The sequence below is a fragment of the Paenibacillus sp. WC2504 genome, assembly GCF_052682475.1.
In genome coordinates, this window is record NZ_JBQZFH010000001.1 from 5,755,919 (window position 1) to 5,775,918 (window position 20,000).

The window sequence follows — 20,000 nt, forward strand, 5'->3', positions numbered from 1 at the left end:
GCCAGGAATAATTATTGTTTCATATTTGCGTGGTAAAGAAAGCACCTGTAAAACCGACTCATATTAGGATGCTTAATCATTACATAATCTGGAATATTTGGACAAGAGAATTATTAATTTTAATTGAACTATCTGCCCAATAGTTGAGCGGAGCGCACCGAAACGAAAATAAGCGATGGATCGGTTCCATCACCGCAGCGCTATCTTTTTTCGTTAGTTCCCGACCTATTTCTTACCCATCACAAACTTAAATAAGATGGCATGAACAAGAATCGAAAATAAAACCGAGCTAATCCACCAGGTCATTGGATGGGAAATACCTTTAGCCGTAATCACGTATGCACCATAAATGGATGCGATAAACTGAAGGCTTGCCATTACCTGCCCCGGATTCCATTCTCTATATTTAATCCCTGTATAAATATGGGTGGCACAGTTCATCAAGCTAAAAATGACAATTAACAAACCAAAGCCGATATTTACGATACATAAAAGTCCGAAAATGAGGAACGCCAGCCATACTAGAATAATATTGATCCAAAACACTTTTTCATCCGTTAAAGCCTCGTCACCCTCTGGCAACCTATTCACGACTCGATTAAAGTAATCCTTAAAGCCACCCGGCCAATAATGCTCCTCGGTTTGATGAAACAAATATAATGGGATGTTGATCAATGCCCAGAACATCGTATCGACAGGACTGAATGTCCAGAATAGCATTACAATGGTAATGAACCCCAACCAAGGTGTTAATTTAGCCCAATTTTGATTCTCTGCCCAATAATTCAGCATCTTACGTAATCCCTCCTTCCTGATTTATCAATTTTATAAATATATTCGGTTAATTCATTTATTTTCCTATACTTAATTCCCGTTACTTCAAAGAAAAAGAGAACAGATGGCGGTCGCGGCGATCTGCTCTCTGGTTATTCAACTATCGTTCTCCATCCCTCACACAATACACATTAACTCATTATTGGTTACTGTTATACGCTACGATCAAGCAGATTTACTACTTCCTCTCGCGTGAGCGACATTTGTTTAATCATTGACTCAATCAGTTCTTCTGTGAAAACCATCTTCACATTCCCCCCGAAACGAGCTATATGCTCTGAATAGGCTTTCAGCGCCTCCTCCCTATCGGTCGGCTCAATAAATGAAATATAATCAGTCTCTATCTCAAGATAATCGCAGCTAACTTCCCTGATACATGCTTCTATGACAGCTTCATTAATACCTTCACTTGGGTACCATACTTCCAATGAACAAGGATACAAACCATGCTCGTTGCGCGGCAACTTTTCAAAAGGCAATTCATAAAGATTCTCATCTTCTGGATGGTCATAATAGTAATGATAGTGGACCTTATCTTCAACAAGGAAAGCTTGTATTTTCTGAACGAAGTCGGCCTCGAAAGGATCATCCTTCAACTCCTCGACAGCGTTTCGAAAGTAATTTTTCGTGCAAACACAGAGTGCAATCAGCTTATTCCTCTGCTTGTTATCTGTATACAGTACGATATCTTCCCATCCTGTTAGAGACTCCATGCCATAGACGCCCCACCAGAAATTATAAGAACTTGTTTTTACGTAAATAGTTGTTGTCACAAGCTTGAACTCCTTCCGATACGAGCAGTGAATTCAAATAAAGATACTCTGATATATTGCAAAACATCAGCCGGTTACTTCCTGGCTGCGATCAATTTGATTTGAACTAACGTTCTCCGTTGAACGGTAATTGATATCAAGCTTCTGCAGTTGATAAAAGTGAAGTGAGATTATAAATCCAGTCCCCGTTTTCGTCGGCTAATATGGTTTTCCAACCGAGCGAATTTGCTTCCTTAAAATTTTTATTCTGATCATCAACAAATAATATATCTCCATGGTTATTTAGTTGCTCATGAACAAGTGCGTATATTTCTGGCTTAGGCTTGCAATAGCCTACTTCGCTGGATACTGTAACACTACATATATAAGGTTCAATAGGCTTAAGTATGGATTTAATCCACTCAATGCGATGATTACTTAATAAATGAATATTTGCGTTTTTACTCCACGACTGTACTTTCTCAATAGCCGGCAATGGACGAATATTCGAAATAAGGATTTCTTTAGCCTTTTCCATATGAATTGAAGGGAATTTCAAATGTAACTGCTTCCAGAAACCCTCCTCTGGTATCTTTCCGGTCCATAACTCTTCACGCATTTCCCTTCTAAAATCAAAAAGCACTTCATAAGGAGTATTTGATTGTTCCGATAGTTCTTGCCAAAAAAGAGGAGAAAAATTAGTAGCAAGCACTCCTCCAATATCGAGGACTAATTCTTTATCAGCCATGTATGGAACCTCCATCGAAAAGTCTAGAACATATTCGACTTATAGAGTACAAACACCTCTTACACAACTAATCTGCCCTTTTCTTAAATGAAAAAGAGAGCCGCTGCCGACCGGCAATCTGCTCACTGATTGTTAAACTATAGTACTAATGTTAGACACTTCTAATTCACTGATACGTCTGCTTACCTCTAACCAATTAGACGCACGATAAACCATATCAATCTTCACAAACGTATTATACGGCTGTTCAAACAAAATAACTGGAATATTCTTTTCGGCAAATTCTTTTGCATAATGGGGGGCATCATCTACTAAAACACTAACCTCGGAATCTATACACTCCTGGAGCTTATTCTCTGTGAAAGCTATACTGGTATATCTAACCCCATGATATTTAAGCCAATCAATAGTAACATCTCGAAAAAGTAAAGGACGAGCAGTAATAGATTTGATGACAAAGAGATAATTCCTGTAATACTTCTACTGCATGAGGAAAAGGCGATGAGTTCCAATGAATATCATGACCATATTGATAATAAACTTTTTCACGTTCTGCATTATCCCACCCATATAACCGGTAAAAATAAAAATCGTTAACATCTTTAGGGCTATACGACAAACCAGAAGCCTTATTATAAAAATGCAAATAAGACGAAGTGGCATCAAGAACTGTATTATCTAAATCTATTCCAATATGCATTTCTTTCACCCCCCACTTTTGAACATCCCATTCATTGTTCAATTACGACCTAAAAAACATTCGTTATCGGGTTTCGATTCCCTCCCGTCTTCATGCAAATCTGCCCGTTAAAGGGGAAAAGGCAGCCGCTTTGTATCGGCTACCTCCACTGGTGTTTATAAGTTATAGTTCCACGTTAAACTGTACCTATCTCTTCCCTACCTTCCGTCGGGAAAGAGATAATGTAATCATTCAATATTGGGTTTGATTTTCTTTCCGCTCTCATTATAAACTGTATTCCCTCCGCGAACCGTGATCCAAATCTCGTTATCTGTGTGGAGATCGGCTTGGAGCCCTCGGGTCGTTTTAGGAAAAAACAGCAAATGATTATCCGGAATCGAGGTTCCTGGCTGAAGATCCAAACCTGCAGTCAGATCCGGAATACCTTCTTTATCCGTAGCCACAGCCACTGTTTTTCCCATTCGTACGATCATTTGGGAGCCCGGTTTTCCGTAAATCGTTTGCTCCCCAACCAACTCTACATTAGTAATGCGATTTATGTTCTGAATCGTTAACAATGCCTTAATTCCTATGATTAGTGCAGCGATTGCAATTATTGCAATAATGCCCCCGCGTAAATAAGTTAGTTTCATATTAACGTTGGCACCCTTTCTTTTCTTATCATTGGTGATACTAAAATGTAGTTCCTCTAATAATTAATAAAATTGCTACTCCTCAAAGTGTAATTGATGGGTATAAGAGGAAGCAAGTTCTATGTACCTACTTCATATTAGTGCTTCTCAATCTATTATTCTTTAAATTCAATAAGAAAAGGATGAGTTTGCTTGCTTAAAGCCATATCCACTCTGTCCATGAAATTCACCCAAGTTATCAACGTGTGTTTGGGGACTCTTGAACAAGATTACCTAACTATCCATATCCATGTCCGATCCCTCGGGAAATGAGGGCATAAATCGAAAAAGCCGCATAACATGCGACTTTTAAATGTAACCCTATTCTTGTCACCAGACAAGTTTATCTTTGCTTTCTGAATTTATGTACTTCTATTATCAATTCTATTGAACAAAAAGCCACCGTCAAAATACCGATAAAAGACAGAATATAGAGCATGCATCTAACAGTAAGATAAGCAATTGGCATGCTATCGAAAAGACTTTTTATTGTACTTAGAGCAATAGAATTATTTAAGAAAAGAAGGAGTACTCCAGCTACTATCCCGTAAAGCAAATTTTTTTTATGATCCATAAAATGCCCCCTATTTAAGAACAAGTTGATCTTTGATAGGTTGTTTATACAGCTCCAATCTTTGGCCAAGCCAGTTCGATGCCATTCGCCGTCAGTAAAGCTTGAAGCTCTTTGAGCTTTGCTGCGTCAGCGCGAACCTCACTTGGGGTCATACCTTGATCCAAACAAAAAGCGGCCGTATAGCCTGCGGACTCCCCGATATTCCATTCAACGGGATGAAGCCTGTAGCAGCCATTGGTAATATGGGTTGTTCCTATATTTTTGCAGGCAGCTAGCAAGTTCGTAACCTGCTTGGGAATCAAACTTCCTAATGGAATCTGAAAAGGCAACGAAGATATATCGAGGAAATTCCGTCCCTTCATACTCGGATGCAAATCGATACGGTAACATCCGATGCCTACGCTGTCCGGGAACTCTACTGCCCCTTGATCGCCTCGTATAGCTGCGCTTATATGCTGTTCCAAAACCGTAAATTCCGCTTTGATTCTACGTGATTCCCGAATATACGGTGCCTGTGCCATGCCATCAGCGGTCCCGACGACATCCGGACGCAGCCTCAACCCCGGATAGCCCACTCCCCCGTCAGGCCGCGGAGCTTCCGTCTGCAGCCAATATAACAATGAAAAGCTCAGTTGTTTCGCTTGATGCAGATGCTTTTCAGCCAACTGTTCAGGTACATCGTAAACATTGCCAAGAAAATAATCGTTCTGCGCCCAGTTGACTAACGAAATGTCCGACGTGTAAGCCCCCGCCGCGAAATTCGCTTTATCCACAATTCGGCGATAGATAAACAAAGGATATTTATCCGTACCGGGAAAAAGCGTTTCTTCTGTTGGTTCCAACGTCTTGGGATCGGGCGATACCCAATTCAACTGCAGATTCGGCCAAAACGGTGCTTGAATTGAACGCCAGAACTCGTAATCTTCGGGTTTATCTATGACATGATTCTCTCCTTCGATGTAATCCATCGCAAAGCAGTAAGTAAAAGCTTGTATATCATGAGGATCTGCGGGACCCTCCAAGGCATGAGGTTCGTTTGTTTCTGACTTCGATTCTGCCCCAGTTACGTAGTCGACTTCCGCAAGTGGCAATACATCCCCACATTCCGTTGCATCAAGAAAATAAGGCGCATGAACAGTCAGCTTTTCCCCGTTTTCGCGTTTGACAGTAACGGCTTGGATCTCATCGCCATGTCTACACGCTTTCACGATTTTACTTCGTGTATGGATGGTAAGTTTCCCGCTGTTAACGAACGGCGCGAGCATCTGCTGCAATACGGCATGCGTGACACGTGGTTCGGCGCACAACCGGCTTACTCCACCATTTCCTGGATTCAAATAGTATGCCGAACGCCCATACTCGGATAACGGATAGTGTTGACGGTAGTACTCTCTGACCTCGTCGCGAAATTTCCGATAGCTTCGCGTACAGCCGAATTGCTCGATCCATTTGTGCTCGTCAGGCGGTACGGCCTGACTTGTCAACTGACCGCCAATCCAGTCGTATTCATCGGTCATATACACATTTTTGCCCATCCTACAGGCAGCTAGAGCTGCAGCGCACCCTCCTACTCCTCCGCCTATTATTGCAATATCTACATGCAAATCTCGTTCCACTTTCACCATTTAACGTTTACCTCCTTCATCCACATTAGTAAAATTAAGCCTATTCAATAGACGGATGGGATCTTCTTAAAGTTGCAAAACGGGAAAAAGTGCAGCTAATTTGTTCATTACGAGCTGCTATCGATCCATTAAATGTAAATTATCCTGCTAATTACTCAAGTTTCATACGAAATGATGCGAATCGATTGAAACAACCGCACAAACTCCCGTTATTTCATCAAAGCCCTACTCCGCGCCATTTTTAGCAGTAGGAATTCCAGATACTCCGTGAGCGAACATCAATAAGACGAAAGCTTCGCCTACCCCATAACCCAAAACATACTAGGATAGACGACTTCGTTGTCCATTAGGACGAGCGCGTTTGTCAAGGTAGAGCGAAGCAACAGTAAAAATCTACAAAAAAAGCCTTCGCCCTTAAAAAGGATGAAGGCTTTTGCTCTATTTCGTCCTCAAAACCGTAAATTCTTGCTGCCATAAAACCCTTCCGCCAATCTCAAGTCTGGCCCGTAGCTGATTCTGCCCGACCTTCAGCGGCTTGGCAGCCTGGTACTGGAAGAAAGCCATGTCCCACTGAATGGGTGCAACCCATTTTGGATAGGCCTGAATGGCCTCTGTCGGTTGAGCTCCTATCTCCTCGACAGTCAACTTGGGTCTTAACTCAGGTGAAGCACCGGCTGGGAGCTGCTGGGTGCTGTCTCTGAAAGCTACATTGAGCACCATCTGATCTAAATCAACGGATGTGGGAATTGCAAGAGCAGTCACCTTGTACGCCTGAAGTGTGAATGTAAGGGAGTTATCAACCTTAGCAATAAGAGAACCGAACAAGTTCCGTACATCCGCTTCGTTCAGATAGATCTCTCCGTTTGACGAGACCTGTGGTGCTGCCGTCAAGTTAACTTGCTGAACCTTTTTTCCATTCCAAAGTGTTGTCGCCTGCAAGGAGCCAGCCTGAATGCGGAAACCATTACCGAAGTTGGTGTTTTGGTATGTGGTCCAGCCTCCTGACTCACTTTTGTCGTAGCGGAAACCTTCGGACAGAAAGGGAATGGATACATACCAAGCGTTATCGCGTATATATCCCACTTGTCGATCTTGAAACTTAAGCTCGTCGCCATCAATCTTCGCACTATTGTAATACAAAGTGTAGAAGGACATGTCTATAGCCGGATCAAACCCTTCACCCACAATATGATCTGTGTATGGATTTAACTTGAACCAGACAAGCCCGACATAAGAATCAATCTGGTACCAACGGTTCCCTAAGGGATCATCCCAATAACGAATCGGGTGAACAATCTGAGGCGACGCTTGCGCAAATTTATACCAGTTACCTGTGGGATAGTTCATTAACTGCGCATTGGATTTCAATTCAATGGCCACGTCTGTCGGTTTGGCAGCAATAGGATCGGCAAACTGTTTATTCACCCAACCATCCCCTGCCGAAGTATGAACATGATACCAGATGGGTTCATCCGGTGTGTTCCCATAGGGATTGTTATTGATTCGCTCGAACACATCTACTTTTTGAGGCTGAAGAATAGCCACCTCTTCCCCATAGGAATACGGTTGTGCAAAAAGCGTTGTTCTTGTATCCAGCGCCAAGCTTTCTTGGGATTCTTCAATCTTCGCGCCTCTGTAAAACATCCACTGAACTCCGCTCATTGTCTCCACACGATAGCCCGTGCTATTGAATGGCGAAATGAACTCTGCTGTTATTTCCCCAACACCTTGCGGAATGCTGCTTACGTTCAAGAAATATTCTTTCTCCGGCACAACACTCCGCAGCGTACCAATACGATTAAGGGGAATTTGAATCCATTGATCACCGAGCCAGGTGGTATGGATCTTCAGCCATGTCATCGTGTTGTAATCGAAGTTCTCGGCAACAAACCACCTTTTCGCAGCAGCCACTACTTCGACATCCTGTGGTGCCAATGAACCCGTTGATGGTGAATCGGTATTCGGGTTGGCGTACATCAGCGTATTATCCAGCAAAGATATTTGCTTCGGAGGAGCGACATCTAACGCTTTTGAAGGCACATTGATCCACTTATCGCCAAGCCAGGTGCTGACTTTCCACCAATTATACGTTTCCGACCATGGCATGCCTGCCTTGACTACATGCACCTCCTGAGGAGCCAGATAGCCCTGAGGTGGCCCCCCGGAATCTTCGTATTTGTCATAATAAGGAACGTTGCTCAATAACTGAATAACGGCAGGCACTCTACCTGATTCGGGGACCTCCGAAGGAAACATTTCGTGCTGAAACTCCGGCTGCACACTTGGTATGGGCTTCCAAACAACAGTTGGTCCTTCCGCTGAAGCGTCGAAAGCACATGTCATCATGACTTGCGCTCCAACTACAGCCGCAATGGCTGCTTTTTTCCAGCTCATTGGATCACACTCCTATCTCAAGTTAAACCTATATCTGGTTATACTCGGTATGAGATCCAAAGTTTTCATTTTCTATGATAGATATAAATTATCGATGTTGTTCATATTTGTTTGAACGAGTCAATCTCTGTAGCAGAATGATCTCTTCTTCTCTAAGGGGAGGGGCCTCTGCAACGTCGATATTTTCCAACAATTGTTCTAGAGAGCTAGCCCCAGGGATGGTCACAGCCACCGCAGGATGCGAAAGCACATAGCGAATGGCAAGCTGACTTAAACTACGGTCATTTACATTGGCTGAATCCAGTAATTTGGGATACAGGCTGCTAAGTGATTCTCCTGTGTAGTCAAGGTAATCTCCCTGAAGCCGCCGTCCGCAATTTGACAGAATTCCTTTCGCCACTGGACCACGAGCGATCATACTGATTGAATGCTCGGTAAGCCAAGGCAGCACCGCTTCCTCTGGTCGTCGATCTAATAAACTATATTGACTCATGACGCTTATAATCGATGATCGCTTCGTATATTCACGAATGACATTTGGACGAATCGAGGATATACCATAATAGCGGATAACTCCCTCTTGTTTCAATTGTTCAAAAGCTTCGATCGTCTCGTCGATCGGGTCTTCAAGCGTACCACCATGCAGTTGATATAAATCAATATAATCCGTACCCAGCCGTTTCAAGCTTTCTTTAACCGCGGAGAGTATGTACGCTTTGGAGGCATCCCACACCCAGCCCTCTTTGCCTGGAATTCGTCTGTTACCGACTTTTGTAGCTATAATGATTTCCCCACGATTGCGACCTTGAATCGCTGAACCCACGATTTCTTCATTAAGACCTTCATCGTACAAATCGGCCGTATCTAGAAAATTTACCCCACGTTCCAATGCTGTATGAATCATGGAAATTGCATGCTGGCGATTAGTGCCTAACGACATGCAACCTAATCCTATTTCGCCGACCATGAGCTCTGAAGTACCTAATCTGTTTCGTTTCATCATTTTGTATCCCTCCTCAATATGGATCAAATCTCTCCTCAATACTAGTTATCATATACAATTTTTAAATCGGTTTACAATCACAGCCAATACAATGACCGTTTCAGCCTTTTCTTTATTGTCTGCGACACTCAAAAGTCAATACCCTTTGTGCACAAACGCCCACTGCATTGCATATGGTGGAAGCAATGCAGGATCTCATTTCAAAGGAGATAACTTTATGTGGAATAACTTCCCGCCATATCAAGATAACAGACCAGGGATTTCGAACCTTTTACAATGTATGAATAAATGGGTGACCATCCAATTAGCAGATGGGACTAATTTACATGTATATGTAACTAATGCTAATTTCAATCTTGCATCAGGATTTTTAACCCACCAATCTTATAATTCCTTAATCTGCAACGGGTCTGCCATTCAAAACTCCCAACAAGCAGAGGCCTGTAAAGATCAATGGGTAGAGCTTGTTCTTCCCAATCATATTTCACTCTCGTTTTATTTAACTCATTTTGATGATCATGTGATCGGGGGCAGCTTCCAATCGAATCAGCTTTTCGGACTATACAACCTTGTCGCTTCCGTTCAATGTTGAATAAGGATTTTATACCTTCTGAGAAAACCTGTTTCTTCGGAAATATCCATAATCTTCATTTTGGTGCTTGCTAACATTTTTTTGGCGTCATTCATCTTCATTTCTATGATATATTCATCAGCATCTTGCTTGCATGCGGCTTGATTTCTGAAATCGACTCGCCCCTCATAATCGCTTGCAAAGAAATCATGTAGGTTGCGTTAACTTCCTCTACTTCATCTTCGGTTTCAAAGATTTCCCGGTGAGCATCAATCACTAATTCCAGAAAGCGGCCTCGTATAGTGATGATGGAAAAAATGAGCGCAGGCCTTTACGAAGAAGCGCGTGATCTTCAATATCGCGCCAATGAAGTCACTGAGACGTATTCAAAGGCCGCAATCGGAAATTTACCCGGAATCAAATTGTTAATCGAAGAAATTTTCCAAATTCCTGTTGGTTACTGCTCACCGACCGGCCCTTTTCACGGAGTGTATCATACAAGCGATACAGCGACTGAACTTATCGAGACTTACAGGAAAAATATCCTGGTTAACGTATAACTGCAATTAGGTACATACGTCCAATCAATTACTAATTAGCGGACATAATCTATACCGTAGTTACAAATTACCAGGAAGGAATGAGACAATATGGGAGCAGTAGGTTATGGAGCAAGTTGTGCAGGTTACGGTTCAAGCGCAGCAGCTATTTTGGTTCTCTTTATTCTTTTGGTAATCATCACATCTGCATTTGTATGGTAATTTCTTAACCAACACAAAAAGAAAACGGCCGCTAATAAAATGCGAGCCGTTTTTTTCTTTTCCTGTTGCTTTCTTAGTATAAAAAGTCACGAGTGGGAGGTCTCGAGAATTTTCCCATGTCATGAAAATAGGTACATACGTCCAATCACACGGCGCTTATCTAACATATCTTATACGGTAGTGATAAATCACCAGAAGGGAATGAGTAAAACATGGGTGCAGTTGGTTATGGTGCAAGTTGTGCAGGCTACGGTTCGAGCGCAGCAGCTATTTTGGTTCTCTTTATTCTTTTGGTAATCATCACATCGGCTTTCGTATGGTAATTTCTTAGTCCAACCCAAAAAACAACGAGAAAAAACGGCCCCGAATTCAAATTCGGGGCCGTTTTTCCCCGTTATTCCTAAGCAACACGCCGAACACACCGGCTATTTCCTCTTTCAAAAACGGTTCTACGGCCAGATCCAAAACCAAGAGCCTCTTACGGTTCCGTTCCAAAACCTGTACAGCGGATTGCAGATCATTCGTTTGTAACGTCACGTCACAAGAAGGGATTTCAACACTGAAAGGCAACTGTTCGGCTAAATGTACAGCCGGTACCTCCAATACTTTTGATGTGGGGGAAGCAAGTATGTTTTGTGCCTCCATCAGAGCCTGTTGTAAAGCATCCCGTAATGCCACGGTTATATTCAAGCCTGCACAGCCATACCAACGATCACTTGTACCGACCCATATCACAGGGAATCCATATAGTTCCTCTCCCAAACCAATCATTGGCGCTCCCTTCATCGTTGTCAAAGCCTGCAAATAAAACCGGCAGTATTTATCTTCTATGGTAGACAACTGTACTCGGAAGACAGCTGGCAATTGATGGGCCTGTCGCTTGTCCAGTAGCTCCGCCAAACTCCTTTGCAGCCCTCGGCCAATGCCTTCCGCGACGGTTTCTCCCGCTCCGACACCAATAAATTCTTCCTGCCCGAGCAGACCGGCCATGCGAGACACATACACTTCAATCCCGGTTAACCCTGCTTCCCGCCTCGCTCCTTCATGCGTCAAATCTGCACAAATCATGTCTGTCATAAGCTTAGCCGGACCTTCCGATAGCGGATCAACGGCCTGAACACGACACTGAGCAAGCGGTAACTGCTTCAAGTCTCCCTCCTCCCAAAGATGGAAAATTCCTGATTCCGCCGATGTCAGCCGGCCAAAGTAAGGAAGCAATCCGCTCTCCACTTTGCTTGATCTTCGTTCGAACTGTAATTCGAAATCGTGAATCCACTCCGCTGCGACACGTCCGTTGACAAGTGGATGAGGCAGGAAGGAATGCCAGTTTCCTTCTAGTGTCTCCAGATTAAGCAGGAAGAATTGATTCCTTTGTACCGCATCGTTCGCTGCCTTCATCTTTTTTAATAATTGAAATACGACTACATTCGCTAACATTGCTCCGGCAGTAGAAGAAAAGGTGTGACGCTGAGGATCTTTATAAATCGCAGATTCGTGAAAGCGGCGAAACGCTGACTCCCAACATCCCTCATCGTCGTGATACACAAGTGGACCCGCAAGTCCCACCTGCTGCAGACACACTGCGGGAAGAAACAGCTTCTTCTCCTCCTTGCAAATAGCATGAAGCATTCGCAGTTCTTCGATATTCCCCTCCTGTGATACATACAAAATGGATTCAAATGGCCTCAGTGCCTCTCGCCAACCACGTTCTCCTTCCTTCTCAAGGGTAACTTCCTCTATGGTTATCTCGGGGTCTATTTTACGGCTATGTGCCACCCGTTCTAACATCCGTTGCCGATCCGTCGGCACTGAGCCAGAGATTAACACATGAATCTTGGTCGCTCCGGAAGCAAGCTGCGCAGAAATGAGCGAAATCAAAAATGGACCAGAGCCGATCGCCAATACGTTGGGCTTGAAATTTATCATTTTCTTCCTCCTTTCTAATTCCCGATCTTTTCCAACCCTTCACAAGTAATTTTATGTATAGCTATTTGTCCCTCATGATCCAAAGCGCACATATATTCATCATCACACAGATATAATGAAATCAACTTAAAGAAAGTGGTAAGCAACTCAACGTGAGATGAGGTGTACGGCATGAATGCTATCCTATCCGTTGTCGGGGAAGGTTTATTGGCTGACTACGTATACGGAGAACTATTGGACCGTTATGAGGTCGTTCGGCAGTCAGATTTCACTTCAGAAATACCGAAATCGGTAAAATTAGTGGTCGTGCTGCACGATGACTGGCCTTCCTCCGGATACTTCGAGGTTGAAGAGATTCTGCAGCAGACCGGCATCCCATGGTTGCGAGGCTTTCTTTCAAGGGATGAGGGCATCGTCGGTCCGCTCGTTCGTCCGAGCATCCCAGGCTGCTCCCAATGCGCGGATAACCGACGGTTCACGGCATCGCCTGGGGACATGCAATGCGTCAGCACTTCGCCTTCAGGAATTAGGCAAACAGCTCACTTGCTGATTGCAGAGATAGAGCGAGTGCTGAAGGGCAGCCGAGCCTACACGGAGGAGCATATGTATATCGTTAACCTGCTCACGCTGAATAGCTCGCTCCATTTCATTCTGCCTGACCCTCTCTGTGAGGTGTGCGGCAGTTTGCCCGACGATTCATCGGCGGCGTCCAACATTTCGCTCAAGCCGAGACCTAAAACAAGCGCCAACAGTTACCGCAGCCGTTCAATAGACGACTTGAAACCACATTTGGTTAAGGATTATATAGATTCGCAGACTGGCGTTTTTAATGCCAAGATGCTTGACCTTGAGTCGCCGTTTGCCGGGGCGGGGGTCAATCTGCCTTCCTTTCTGATGGGAGATGAGGTAACGGGAGGGCGCAGCTTTTCTTATGCGGAAAGCGAATTGACCGCGATCTTGGAAGGATTGGAGCGACATTGCGGGATAACCCCCCGTGGTAAACGTACCGTAATCTACGACAGCTTCAACCGTGTTGCAGATCAAGCGCTAGAGCCCTCCACGGTTGGGTTATATTCGAAGAGACAGTACGCGCAGCCTGATTTCACGTTCGAACCGTTTGATCCCGATCTCCCGATCGATTGGGTATGGGGCTATTCATTCGTTCGGCAGTGTCCGATCCTTGTTCCGGAGAGTCTCGCCTATTACAGCTCGGGATTCGGCAGCGGATTTGTCCAGGAAGGCTCCAACGGGTGTGCGTTAGGCGGAAGCTTGGAGGAAGCCATCTTACATGGGATATTGGAAGTGACGGAGCGCGACGCGTTCCTCATGACCTGGTACGCGCAGTTGCCAATCCCGCGCCTGGACCCCTATTCCGCTAACGATCACGAACTGCTGCTCATGCTGTATAGGTTGCGCGCAGTAGCTGGATACGACGTACATTTGTTTAACATGACGATGGAGAACGGGATTCCGAGCATTTGGGCACTTGCCAAAAGCGTCTGTCCCGGAAAGATAAATCTTATCTGTGCTGCGGGAGCCCATTTGGATCCTGTACGGGCTGCGAAAAGCGCCATTCACGAATTGGCCGGCAGGTTGGTCTTCCTGCAAGAGAGATTCGAAGCTAGCCAGGAGCATGTCAAGCAAATGCTGGACGATCCCTTTCTCGTGTTGCAAATGGAAGATCATGCCCTGCTATACGGTTTGCCACAAGCAGAGGAACGGCTGCATTTTTTGCTGGACGGACAGCGCCCTCTCAGAACGTTTGACGAGGAGTTCAAGCGTAGAGCACATCATGCGGATCTGACTGATGATCTGAAGGACATCATCGAGGTGTTTCGCCGCTTGAATCTCGATTTGATCGTGGTGGATCAGTCGTCGCCCGAAACCTTGCGAAACGGATTGCATTGCGTAAAAGTCCTGATTCCGGGCATGCTGCCGATGACGTTCGGACATCATTTGCAACGCTTGACGGGGCTGAAGCGGGTCCTTCAGGTGCCTGTGGAACTGGGATATGCGAAAAAGCCGTTGAAGATTGGCCAGCTTAATCCGCATCCGCATCCATTTTTATAGGACGATAGGACGTGAAGTTGAACCCTCCCGACAGCCGAACTAAATCACACAAACAAAGGACTGCCACAAGGCAGCCCTTCTTAAGGTTCTTCTCACTTTAATTTCGATACTTTTCTTTTGAGCTTGGTTGGACTATCGTCAATTGGACTTGAACCATAAATCATTGTTATGTTAATAATTGAAACCGTCGTGGCATGGTCACCCGTCACGTCGATGCCAGAACCCCTGAAACTTCTAGTTATTTCAGTGGGCGAAATGTTAATCATATCGCCGTTGATGATGGTTCCTGAATTCGTGTCGATATTTAAGGCACCGATAATAGATTGTTTCCGCATCAACATCTCAGCCCCTTAATCTTCATCTTGTCCTTATTATATGTAAACTTGACCATTTTGCTTGGTTGTGTGAACCTATCCAATACCTATTTTGCTTAATCGGTCATTGGACCTTTATTGACTCAACAAAAGCTTTCAAATCAATAACGCTGTGTTCCACTCGCGCCTGCTCAGCGGCAAATGCCATCATATGGCTTTGTACGGAATGATAGGCTGCCGTAAGGCCCTGGCTGCTGCCGTCCTCTCGAACCAGCTTGAGGAAATCTTTGATCAAACCTGTGTCTCCGCCACCGTGTCCAACATGGCCCCCGGCATTCTCGAAGGTAATTCGCTCCACTTTCCCGCTGCCGAAATGAATCACTTCTATTTCTTGCTTCTCCAGCGAACCGCGAATTTCGCCCTTCGTGCCCATGAGCTTGATGGTTCGGCTAACGTCCTTGGTGAACGCACTCATCGTGAATGCAGCCGTTGCGCCGTTTGCGAATTCTAAATTCACCACTTGATGGTCAACGACATCATTATCACAGTGATACACGCAGCGGCCATAAGGCCCTTCCTGCAGCGCTTTCAAGCGAGCCTCATAGCTGAGATCATCGCTAATCGCAGACGTAGGCCAATGCGTATTATCCGTCAAATACTGTTTAGGCGCATAGTACAGACAGTCGTCCGTAACCGGGCAGCCATCCAGGCAGCGAAGCGGCGCACCCGCCGGCGCCTGATCGGAAGTAAAATGGGATAAAGAACCGAAGGAAGATACACGTACACAATCCGAGCCTGCTAACCATAGCAGGATGTCCAAGTCATGGCACGATTTGGCCAGAATCATCGGGCTGGAGTCCTCTTTTCTGCGCCAATTTCCTCGTACGAAGCTATGGGCCTGATGCCAATAGCCCACATTTTCATTATGGGTAATCGACATAAGATTCCCGATGGAACCGCTTTCTAACAACCCTTTGATCGTGGAAAAAAAGTTCGTATACCTTAAAACATGGCAAATGGAAAAAACGCGATTTGATTGAGTGGCGATCTCTCCCATCAACACGCATTCCTGCGCATCAGGAGACATCGGCTTTTCCAAAAGAACGTGATAACCTGCCTTCAAAGCTTTAATCGTTGGTTCATAGTGCTGCTTATCCTGCGTACAGATCAGTACAGCATCCGCCAGCTTTGGCGCTGCAAATAGATCGTCCCAGCTCGTGAAACACATGTCTTCCTGTAAACCATGCCTTACTTTAAAATTCTCTCTGCGCTCCTTATTAGGTTCAGCTACAGCGGTGACCTCAAGTTCATGCGGATGCTGCAAGGCGTATTCCAAATAATTAACACCTCTTAAACCTGCTCCAATTAACGCAACTTTCACCTTTTTCATCTGCCACATGTCTCCTTTGAACAACTATTCATTTACTCTTTAACACTGCCGACCGTCATGCCTTTAACGAAGTATTTTTGAGCAAAAGGATAGACAACCATAATCGGCAAAGCTCCCATAAAAATTTGTGCTGTCCGCAGTGTCTTCTCGCTAAGATTCTCCATTGCTTTCAATTGCTCGGCAGAAACTGCTGTCATCTGCGAACTCATCGCTGTAATCAGGGTAGAAAGATACGTTTGCAGCGGGTAATTTTCAGGCGAATTCATATAAAGGATGCCGTCGAACCAAGCATTCCAATGGCCAACAATGGTAAACAACCCGATCGTAGCGATGGAAGGGAGCGAAACTGGCAAGTAAATCTGCCATAGCATCTTCCAATGGCCGGCTCCGTCAATCGTTGCCGCTTCTTCCATTTCTTTGGGAATCGTTCTGAAAAAGTTCAGCATGAGAATCATATTCCAAACATTTAATGCGCCTGGTAAAATAAGCGCCCAGATCGAATCCATAATCCCTGTATTTTTCACAATGATATACGTCGGGATAAGTCCTCCGCCAAAAAACATGGTAACGGCAAAAAACCAAACATAAGGTGTTCGACATGCAAACTGATCTTGCGATTTGGAAAGAGGATACGCCGTAATGAACACAAGCAGCATATTCACTACACTGCCGAGCGCAACCCGCTTCACGGATACCCACAAGGACCGGAAAAATTCCACCTTTTCACCCAGATAGACATACGCATCCCAAGAAAAGCCGACAGGCCAAAGTTTCACTTCGCCAGCCATTGCTGCCGTGTTCGAACTAAGTGAAACGGATAGCAAATGCACAAAAGGTATGATACCCAGTACGGTGATTAGAGTTAGCAACAGCACATTGAACACGACAAAAAGCTTCCTGCTTAACGATTGCTTATAGACCACACTACATCCTCCAATTGTCTAAAATATTCTGTAATTGTTGTATTTGTAGGCAGCATAGTAAGAAATAGAAACCAATCCTAAAGAAATGATAGACTTAAATAAGCCGACTGCTGCTGCAGGCCCGAATTGCTGACTGAACATCCCAAGCCGGTATACGAATGTATCGATAATATCTGAGCCCTGATACACAGTCGGGTTATACATGAGTAAGATTTGCTCGAAACCAGCATTTAAAATATTTCCTAAACTCAATACGCCCAGTAAAATAAGCATCGGCGCAATACCCGGCAGCGTAATGTGAAGCATTTGCTTCCATTTTCCTCCCCCATCGACCTCGGCTGCTTCGTAGAGACTCATATTAATGCCCGTGATAGCAGCCAACATGATGATCATGTTATAGCCCATCCCTTTCCAGACATCTGAGCCTATGATAATTCCCCTGAACCAATCGTTGTTCAGCATAAACAAGATTGGCTTTAAACCCATCAGCGATATCAAACCGTTAACGGGTCCATTTAAGGAGAACAATTCAATAATGACGCCCCCCAGTACCGTCCATGACAGAAAGAAGGGCAGAAAAATACTCGATTGAATCAAGCCCGAGAACCATTTTTTCGTGATTTCATTCAACAGCAGCGCAAGGATAAGAGGCACAAGCAAAAATAAAATCATTTTGAATAGGGAGATCAGAAGGGTATTCCATAGAACTTGATTGAAATCCGGCAAATGAAACACATAGGTAAAGTTGTCAAACCCGACCCATTTAGACTTAAAAAATCCAGACAACGGCTCAAAATTTTGGAAAGCCATAATAATGCCAGCCATTGGACCGTAAGCATATATAAGCGTCAAGATCACTCCCGGCACTAGCATGAGATGCAGCGGGAAATCTCTACGTAATGTTCGCATAGTGGAATGCCCCTCCCTTTCCTCGGTGTGTAGAAATAGAGCGGGAGAAGTTATTGACCCGTAACTCCCCCCGCTATTTCAACTTGTTTATTTTTTTACCGTGCTATACCACTCATTAACTTCTTTCGTAATTTGGTCGCCGCCCAGCGTCTTCCAACTGGTTACAAACTTATCGAACTCGTCAAGCGAACCGCCTAACACAATCTTTGTAAATGATTCCGACATTAACTTATCCAACTGGCCGCCTTTTTCAACTTGCGTCGGGGTAGGGACACTGTAGAACTCGTTGTTAACGAACGCTTTATTTTCGCGAATCTGACGCGTCAGCCCCCAGCCGCCTTCTTTGGCTGCACGACTGTAGTACTGGCCCCAATTGACGCCTTTGCTTGCATTCGTCGTATTGTTAGCGAGGAAGTCCTGCGTCGCTTTGAAGACGTCCGCTACGTTTTTGTAATTTTCGTCATCGAGCGTAATCTCATTTTGTTTGGCATCGAGAGCTTTGTTGACTTCCGTGTAGATCGTATCGATCTGAGCCGGATTGTAGATTCTCGGATTGAACCAGTTATAGACATAACCATTTTCCGCTTTATTCTTTTCGATGTATTTCTTTTTACCCATTTCAATGTAGAAATTGATCATTTTAATAGCAGCTTCCGGATTTTTCGCATTCTTATTCACTGCAAATACTTTATTGCTGCGCAATGTCGGAACAAGTGACTTCCCAGGTTTTCCATCCAGTGAAGGGATTTGAAGCGCGATCCAATTTGCATTTGGATCTTTGTCCACGTTCAAGTTAAGCGGCCAGTTCGGGTACCACCATTCGCCGTAGGATATACCTACTTTGCCGGCCGTGATATCTTCTACCGCTTTATTCTCATCCTTCAGGGCAAACTCTTTATCGAAGATGCCTTTTTGATACCAAGACTGCATTCTAGCCAGTGCATTCTTTACTTCAGGTTGAATAAGTCCCGGCACTAACTTGCCATCTGCGCCTTTAATCCAAGCGGACTGATTATCGCCGACAGAAGGGTAAGCTCCGAACCCGTTAAATAAGCCCCTAACATCAAATCCCCAGAAGAAAAAGTTCTTTTGCATCGCGATTCCATAGGTATCGTTTTTCCCATTCTTGTCCGGGTCGCCTTTAACAAAAGCTTCAGCGACTTTCTCAAGCTCATCAATCGATTTGGGTGGCTGAAGCTTCAGATTGTCCAACCAGTCCTTGCGAATCCAAAGCAGCTGCGTTGAAAGGAAAGGATCTTCGAAAGCAGGAATACCAAGCTGCTTGCCTTCTGAGCTGAACGTTTTCATGGCGAATCCGCCGTCCGACTCCATATACTTTTTGAGCGCAGGGGACGCGTACTGTTTGTAAGCTTCCGTCAAATCAGCAAGCATGCCCTGTTTCTTTAACTTCTCATAATTTTTCTGATCGAGTTCCAAAATATCGGGCAGATCTCCTGAAGCCATGGATAGAGCAAATTTTTGCTCAAACTGACTTGAAGGTACAGTCCATTTATATTTAACCTCGATATTCGTCATCTCTTTTAAATCTTTAAAATAGGCGTTCTTATCAGGTGTAATCCCCTGCTGTGTTCTCGGATCTTCCGGCGGGTTGAATCCGAGTACTTGTGTAACCGTTATGGGCTCAGCGTACTTGCCTAACGGATCTTGCGCAGAACCAGTACTTGTGCCAGCTGTCGCTTGCGCAGGAGAACTCGGTTTGTCGCCAACTTGATTGCTGCAGGCGGCCAACAGCGAGAGGGCCATCCCTCCTATCAGAAGCAGCTTCACTCTTGGATTACTTTTCATAAAACGCTTTCCCCCTTTATGATTAGCAA

General features: G+C 44.6%; 21 protein-coding genes. 5 read left to right on the forward strand and 16 right to left on the reverse strand.

Features of this window, described 5'->3' with window-relative positions:
• Positions 1–225: 225 nt before the first annotated feature.
• The 10 genes from ACUN27_RS25825 to ACUN27_RS25870 form a co-directional block, all read right to left on the reverse strand.
• On the reverse strand, positions 226–792 hold the full coding sequence (locus ACUN27_RS25825) for an HXXEE domain-containing protein (RefSeq protein ID WP_445559762.1): 567 nt from the start codon (positions 790–792) through the stop codon (positions 226–228).
• Positions 793–986: 194 nt separating this feature from the next.
• The gene (locus tag ACUN27_RS25830; RefSeq protein WP_326060951.1) at positions 987–1,607 is read right to left on the reverse strand and encodes a hypothetical protein; all 621 of its coding nucleotides are present in this window, start codon (positions 1,605–1,607) and stop codon (positions 987–989) included.
• 136 nt (positions 1,608–1,743) lie between these two features.
• Positions 1,744–2,334 (reverse strand): HAD-IA family hydrolase, encoded by a 591-nt coding sequence (locus ACUN27_RS25835; protein ID WP_326060950.1) that lies wholly within the window; start codon positions 2,332–2,334, stop codon positions 1,744–1,746.
• A 132-nt stretch (positions 2,335–2,466) separates the two neighbouring features.
• The gene (locus ACUN27_RS25840; protein WP_394358176.1) at positions 2,467–2,787 is read right to left on the reverse strand and encodes a 5' nucleotidase, NT5C type; all 321 of its coding nucleotides are present in this window, start codon (positions 2,785–2,787) and stop codon (positions 2,467–2,469) included.
• Positions 2,738–3,076: a hypothetical protein gene (locus tag ACUN27_RS25845; RefSeq protein ID WP_315954638.1), complete on the reverse strand. Its 339-nt coding sequence runs from the start codon at positions 3,074–3,076 to the stop codon at positions 2,738–2,740. The genes ACUN27_RS25840 and ACUN27_RS25845 overlap by 50 nt, the downstream gene beginning before the upstream one ends.
• 185 nt (positions 3,077–3,261) lie before the next feature.
• Positions 3,262–3,666 carry a hypothetical protein gene (locus tag ACUN27_RS25850; protein WP_315954639.1) on the reverse strand — a complete coding sequence of 135 codons (405 nt, stop codon included), beginning with the start codon at positions 3,664–3,666 and terminating at the stop codon, positions 3,262–3,264.
• 382 nt (positions 3,667–4,048) lie between these two features.
• Complete coding sequence (locus ACUN27_RS25855; protein ID WP_315954640.1) at positions 4,049–4,279, reverse strand: hypothetical protein; 231 nt, start codon at positions 4,277–4,279, stop codon at positions 4,049–4,051.
• A gap of 44 nt (positions 4,280–4,323) precedes the next feature.
• On the reverse strand, positions 4,324–5,904 hold the full coding sequence (locus tag ACUN27_RS25860; protein ID WP_445559763.1) for an FAD-dependent oxidoreductase: 1,581 nt from the start codon (positions 5,902–5,904) through the stop codon (positions 4,324–4,326).
• Positions 5,905–6,342: 438 nt separating this feature from the next.
• Positions 6,343–8,298, reverse strand: a complete 1,956-nt coding sequence (locus ACUN27_RS25865) for a hypothetical protein (RefSeq protein WP_315954642.1) — start codon at positions 8,296–8,298, stop codon at positions 6,343–6,345.
• An 88-nt stretch (positions 8,299–8,386) separates the two neighbouring features.
• Positions 8,387–9,298, reverse strand: a complete 912-nt coding sequence (locus ACUN27_RS25870; RefSeq protein WP_315954879.1) for an aldo/keto reductase — start codon at positions 9,296–9,298, stop codon at positions 8,387–8,389.
• Positions 9,299–9,518: 220 nt separating this feature from the next.
• On the opposite strand from ACUN27_RS25870, the gene ACUN27_RS25875 reads away from it, so the two are divergent.
• From ACUN27_RS25875 to ACUN27_RS25890, 4 genes are all read left to right on the forward strand, one after another.
• Positions 9,519–9,893 carry a hypothetical protein gene (locus ACUN27_RS25875; protein ID WP_315954643.1) on the forward strand — a complete coding sequence of 125 codons (375 nt, stop codon included), beginning with the start codon at positions 9,519–9,521 and terminating at the stop codon, positions 9,891–9,893.
• 296 nt (positions 9,894–10,189) lie between these two features.
• Positions 10,190–10,432, forward strand: coding sequence for a hypothetical protein (locus ACUN27_RS25880; RefSeq protein ID WP_445559764.1), 243 nt, complete (start codon positions 10,190–10,192; stop codon positions 10,430–10,432).
• 90 nt (positions 10,433–10,522) lie between these two features.
• Complete coding sequence (locus ACUN27_RS25885) at positions 10,523–10,633, forward strand: YjcZ family sporulation protein (protein ID WP_163954161.1); 111 nt, start codon at positions 10,523–10,525, stop codon at positions 10,631–10,633.
• 212 nt (positions 10,634–10,845) lie between these two features.
• Positions 10,846–10,956 (forward strand): YjcZ family sporulation protein, encoded by a 111-nt coding sequence (locus tag ACUN27_RS25890; RefSeq protein ID WP_163954161.1) that lies wholly within the window; start codon positions 10,846–10,848, stop codon positions 10,954–10,956.
• A 46-nt stretch (positions 10,957–11,002) separates the two neighbouring features.
• Here the strand turns inward: ACUN27_RS25890 and ACUN27_RS25895 are convergent, their stop codons facing one another.
• Positions 11,003–12,559 (reverse strand): bacteriocin maturation protein, encoded by a 1,557-nt coding sequence (locus ACUN27_RS25895; RefSeq protein ID WP_445559765.1) that lies wholly within the window; start codon positions 12,557–12,559, stop codon positions 11,003–11,005.
• A gap of 171 nt (positions 12,560–12,730) precedes the next feature.
• On the opposite strand from ACUN27_RS25895, the gene ACUN27_RS25900 reads away from it, so the two are divergent.
• Positions 12,731–14,629 carry a TOMM precursor leader peptide-binding protein gene (locus ACUN27_RS25900; protein ID WP_445559766.1) on the forward strand — a complete coding sequence of 633 codons (1,899 nt, stop codon included), beginning with the start codon at positions 12,731–12,733 and terminating at the stop codon, positions 14,627–14,629.
• Between the two features lie 92 nt (positions 14,630–14,721).
• On the opposite strand, the gene ACUN27_RS25905 is transcribed toward ACUN27_RS25900, so the two are convergent.
• The 5 genes from ACUN27_RS25905 to ACUN27_RS25925 all read right to left on the reverse strand — a co-directional run bounded on the left by ACUN27_RS25905 (position 14,722) and on the right by ACUN27_RS25925 (position 19,971).
• Entirely contained in the window at positions 14,722–14,964 is a 243-nt protein-coding gene (locus ACUN27_RS25905) for a spore germination protein (RefSeq protein WP_315954648.1), read from the reverse strand.
• 103 nt (positions 14,965–15,067) lie between these two features.
• Positions 15,068–16,333, reverse strand: a complete 1,266-nt coding sequence (locus tag ACUN27_RS25910) for a Gfo/Idh/MocA family protein (protein WP_445559767.1) — start codon at positions 16,331–16,333, stop codon at positions 15,068–15,070.
• A gap of 32 nt (positions 16,334–16,365) precedes the next feature.
• Positions 16,366–17,256 carry a carbohydrate ABC transporter permease gene (locus ACUN27_RS25915; RefSeq protein ID WP_445559768.1) on the reverse strand — a complete coding sequence of 297 codons (891 nt, stop codon included), beginning with the start codon at positions 17,254–17,256 and terminating at the stop codon, positions 16,366–16,368.
• An 18-nt stretch (positions 17,257–17,274) separates the two neighbouring features.
• On the reverse strand, positions 17,275–18,165 hold the full coding sequence (locus ACUN27_RS25920; RefSeq protein ID WP_315954651.1) for an ABC transporter permease: 891 nt from the start codon (positions 18,163–18,165) through the stop codon (positions 17,275–17,277).
• An 87-nt stretch (positions 18,166–18,252) separates the two neighbouring features.
• Positions 18,253–19,971 (reverse strand): extracellular solute-binding protein, encoded by a 1,719-nt coding sequence (locus ACUN27_RS25925; protein WP_326063311.1) that lies wholly within the window; start codon positions 19,969–19,971, stop codon positions 18,253–18,255.
• Positions 19,972–20,000 lie beyond the last annotated feature (29 nt).